Annotated in this window: 4 protein-coding genes; all 4 read left to right on the plus strand. The window is 46.5% G+C overall.

The window, feature by feature from the left end:
• Positions 1–37: 37 nt before the first annotated feature.
• Entirely contained in the window at positions 38–1,078 is a 1,041-nt protein-coding gene (gene queA, locus B7X71_RS12215) for a tRNA preQ1(34) S-adenosylmethionine ribosyltransferase-isomerase QueA (RefSeq protein WP_293600861.1), read from the plus strand.
• On the plus strand, positions 1,071–2,228 hold the full coding sequence (gene tgt / locus B7X71_RS12220) for a tRNA guanosine(34) transglycosylase Tgt (protein ID WP_293600862.1): 1,158 nt from the start codon (positions 1,071–1,073) through the stop codon (positions 2,226–2,228). The genes queA and tgt overlap by 8 nt, the downstream gene beginning before the upstream one ends.
• A gap of 144 nt (positions 2,229–2,372) precedes the next feature.
• Positions 2,373–2,699 (plus strand): preprotein translocase subunit YajC, encoded by a 327-nt coding sequence (gene yajC / locus B7X71_RS12225; protein ID WP_293598590.1) that lies wholly within the window; start codon positions 2,373–2,375, stop codon positions 2,697–2,699.
• A gap of 25 nt (positions 2,700–2,724) precedes the next feature.
• Positions 2,725–4,526: protein translocase subunit SecD (secD, locus tag B7X71_RS12230; RefSeq protein ID WP_293600863.1), on the plus strand; the 1,802-nt coding region annotated here is incomplete at its 3' end.

The raw sequence follows: 4,526 nt of genomic DNA on the forward strand, positions 1-4,526 counted from the left end.
TCGTCATCGTTAAAATCCAATACCTGATGGTAATGCTATGCAACTTTCCGACTTCAATTACGACCTCCCGCCCGAACTAATTGCCCAGCATCCCCTGGCTAATAGAACGGATAGTCGCCTCTTAGAACTGAATATAGAGGGGGGTAATGTCGCTCAATTGATCGATCGGAAATTCCCAGAGATTCTTAACCTTATCAAACCTGGGGATTTACTCGTCTTTAATGACACCAAGGTGATCCCTGCGCGCCTGCATGGCAAAAAGGAGACGGGGGGCAATGTAGAGCTCCTTATTGAACGCATTAGCGGCGATCAACAAGCCTGGGTACAAATGAGGGCTTCCAAAGTTCCCAAGACCGGGAGCATTGTCCATGTCCACAACAAAGCGGGCGAAACATTCCCAGTGGAAATGCTTGACTATGACGGCAGATTCTATGAAGTGCGCTTTCCAGAGAATGTGTTTGATTTGCTTGAGCGTTTCGGTGAATTGCCACTACCGCCTTACATAGAGCATCAACCAAATCAGGAAGATGCCAATCGCTATCAAACTGTGGTTGCCAAAAACCCTGGTGCTGTCGCCGCCCCTACGGCAGGATTACATTTTGATGAAGCTATTTTGAAGAGGCTAAATGAGCTTGGAGTTAAGCAAGTCTCTGTGACTCTACATGTAGGCGCAGGTACCTTTACACCAGTTCGCGAAGAAGACCTTAGTAAACACAAAATGCACTACGAGTGGTTCTCAGTCCCCGCAGAAACCATCACAGCAATAGAGTCCACCCACCAAGCTGGCGGCAGAGTCATTGCCGTTGGAACAACCAGTCTACGGGCCCTAGAGAGTCAGGCTCAAAACCAAGAAGCCAGCGGCGAAACCAATTTATTTATTACTCCCGGCTACACCTTCAAAGCCGTAGATTGTTTGCTGACAAACTTTCATCTACCAAAATCGACCTTACTCATGTTGGTAAGTGCCTTTGCTGGTGTAGACAATATCCGCCATGCCTATCAACATGCCATTCAAAATGAATATCGCTTTTTTAGCTACGGCGATGCGATGTTCTTAACTAGACAAACTCATGACTAAACCTGTTCACTTCAATATCTTGGCGCGTGACTCTGCAAGCCCTGCACGTCTTGGCCAGCTTGACCTTCCCCATGGCAGCGTTCAAACGCCGATCTTCATGCCAGTGGGAACCTATGGCACTGTGAAGGCCATGACACCTCGGGATTTGAATGAAGCCAAAGCGCAAATTATTTTAGGCAATACCTTTCATCTGTGGCTGCGACCTGGTTTGGATGTGATTCAGAAGCATGGTGGCTTACACCGCTTCATGGGCTGGGATAAACCCATCCTCACTGACTCAGGCGGCTTTCAGGTCTTTAGCTTAGGTGCTTTGAGAAAAATTTCTGAAGAAGGCGTGACATTTGCCTCCCCTATTAATGGAGATAAGTTATTTATGTCTCCAGAAGTGTCGATGGAAATTCAGGCGGTACTCAATAGTGACATTGCTATGCAATTTGATGAGTGCACCCCTTACGAAGTCAAAGGACAAGCGACCTCAGAAAAAACTGCACGTGCTTCACTCGAAATGTCCCTACGTTGGGGTGATCGCTCTTTAAAACGCTTTCGCGAGCTCGAAACAGGCAATGGCCTTTTTGGCATTGTTCAAGGAGGCATGTTCGAGAATTTACGAGAATTCTCCTTAGATGCCGTCAGCCAACAAGGCTTTGATGGTATTGCTATTGGCGGCCTCTCTGTTGGAGAACCCAAGCCCGAGTTTGAGCGCATTTTGAATTTCACAGCTCCTAAGTTGCCAGAACATATGCCTCATTACTTGATGGGAGTTGGTACACCAGAAGATCTCATGCTAGGTGTGAGCCTGGGCATCGACATGTTTGACTGCGTGATGCCAACTCGCAATGCTCGAAATGGCTGGCTTTTTACCCGCTTTGGTGACCTGAAGCTGCGCAATTCAGGGTACAAGGATGATGATCGCCCCGTCGATCCTACTTGCGCCTGTTATACCTGTAAAAACTTCACGAGATCCTACCTAAATCATCTGCAGAAGGCGAATGAAATCCTTGGGTCACAGCTGAATACGATTCACAATCTCTCCTACTACCTCCAGCTCATGGAAGAAGTGAGGGACTCCCTTGCCAAGGATCGATTTAGCGCCTATCGCGAGGAATTCCATCGGAATCGTCAGCGCGGCGTAGAGCCTGGACAGGATTAATAGCCCTAGAGCATCAATGGGCACCCCCTATTGATCTGAAATCAGCCCTCCAAGCCCCATACAGTTTAGAATTGCGGGTTTACGGCTTTGCTTAAAAGCCTAAAACTGAAGCATTTTCCAATTGGTAACTAATGGAGGTTTTGTATGTGGATTAGTAACGCTTTTGCCCAGGCGCCAGCCGCGGGTGCAGATTCTGGTGGCTTAATGAGCTTCCTTCCCCTGATTTTGATGTTTGTAGTGTTGTACTTCATCATGATTCGCCCACAAATGAAGCGTCAAAAAGAAACTAAAGCAATGCTTGAGTCCCTTTCTGTTGGCGATGAAGTAGTGACTGTTGGCGGCATCATGGGAAAAGTAACTGCGTTGAAAGATCAAGTGGTAACTGTTGAAATTTCTGCCGGCACTGAAGTGCTAATGCAAAAAGTCGCCATTACAACAGTATTGCCAAAAGGCTCAATGAAGTCTGCTTAATAAGCTTGTTTAAAAGTATCTCGATATGAATCGCTATCCCCTCTGGAAATACATAGTCATCCTATTTGCTTTGCTAATTGGAGGACTATATTCATTACCCAATTTCTACGGGGAGGCGCCAGCGGTTCAAGTCTCGTCCGCCAAACCAACCACTAAGGTTGATTTGGCGACACAGTCTCGAGTCGAAAAGATTCTGACTGAAGACAACATTAGCAATACCGGCATCTTCTTTGAATCCACAGGCAATGTTGGTTCAATCAAAATTCGCTTCAACAATACCGATATTCAATTGCGTGCGCGTGACTTGCTGCAACAGAAATTGAATATTGATCAAAATGATCCCAATTTCACAGTTGCATTAAACCTACTCTCCAATACACCGAGTTGGCTCAATGCGCTTAATGCATTACCGATGCCTTTAGGTCTGGACTTGCGTGGTGGCGTTTACTTCTTGCTACAAGTCGATATGAAGGGCGCAGTTCAAAAGAAAGTAACTTCTTTAGCCACTGATATTCGTAGTCAGTTGCGTGACAAATCAATTCGTCAACAAGGAATTGAACGCGGCCAAGACAGTATTACCTTAACTTTTGGTAGCACTGAAGATGCTGAAAGAGCACGTTCAGTTTTGATGGCTAGTCAGCCTGATCTGACCTGGCAGATTAAGCCTACAGGGCTATCACCAAAACTCGTAGGCGAATTTAAGCCAACCTCCTTAAAAGAAATCCAAGATAGCGCAGTAAAACAGAATATCGTGACGCTTAATAAGCGCGTCAATGAATTGGCTGTAAAAGAGCCAGTCATTCAGCAGCAAGGTGCAGAGCGTATTGTGGTTCAGCTTCCAGGCGTTCAAGATACAGCTCGTGCCAAAGACATCATTGGTCGCACCGCAACACTGGAGTCCAGATTGGCTGATCCCATCGTCTCTACGATTGCGATTGGTGAGACCCCTCCCCCAGGCATGGATGTTTTCCGCTTTGGCGAAAACCGTCAAGGCGTATTCAAAAAATCGGTGATCTTTAGTGGCGATCGCATTACGGATGCAAGCGCAGGCTTTGATCAAAACCAACGCCCTGCAGTGAACATTTCTTTAGATGCGGCTGGTGGTCGCGTAATGCAAGAAGTGACCCGTGAAAACATTGGCAAGCCGATGGGCATGATCTTGTTTGAAAAAGGCAAAGGTGAGGTTCTCACAATTGCCACCATTCAAAGTGAGTTTGGTTCCAAGTTTCAGATTACTGGTCAACCAACTACTGAGAGTGCGAATGATTTGGCGCTCTTATTGCGCGCGGGCTCCTTAGCAGCCCCAATGGAAATCATTGAAGAGCGCACAATCGGACCAAGCCTTGGTGCTGAAAATATTGAGAAAGGATTTAAATCTCTCATCATTGGTTTTGCAGCAATCGCTATTTTCATGATTGCCTACTACCTGTTGTTTGGTACTTTCTCAGTTGTGGCACTAGCAGTGAACTTATTGCTCTTAATCTCTGTTTTATCCATGTTGCAAGCTACCTTAACCTTGCCAGGAATTGCTGCGATGGCATTGGCGCTAGGTATGGCGATTGACTCCAACGTATTAATCAACGAGCGTATTCGTGAGGAGCTACGCAATGGCGCAGCCCCGCAAACAGCTATTGCTATCGGCTTTGATAAAGCCTGGGCAACTATCTTGGATTCAAACATCACCACCTTAATTGCCGGTCTTGCATTACTGACATTTGGCTCTGGCCCAATCAAAGGCTTCGCAGTAGTGCATTGCCTTGGTATTTTGACTTCCATGTTTTCAGCGGTCTTTTTCTCACGTGGTCTGGTTAACCTCTGGTACGGCAG

It is taken from the genome of Polynucleobacter sp. 39-46-10 (assembly GCF_002282275.1).

Coding starts and splice junctions, on each gene's coding strand:
- queA (WP_293600861.1), top strand. CDS start 38: ATGCAACTTTCCGACTTCAATTACGACCTCCCGCCCGAACTAATTGCC.
- tgt (WP_293600862.1), top strand. CDS start 1,071: ATGACTAAACCTGTTCACTTCAATATCTTGGCGCGTGACTCTGCAAGC.
- yajC (WP_293598590.1), top strand. CDS start 2,373: ATGTGGATTAGTAACGCTTTTGCCCAGGCGCCAGCCGCGGGTGCAGAT.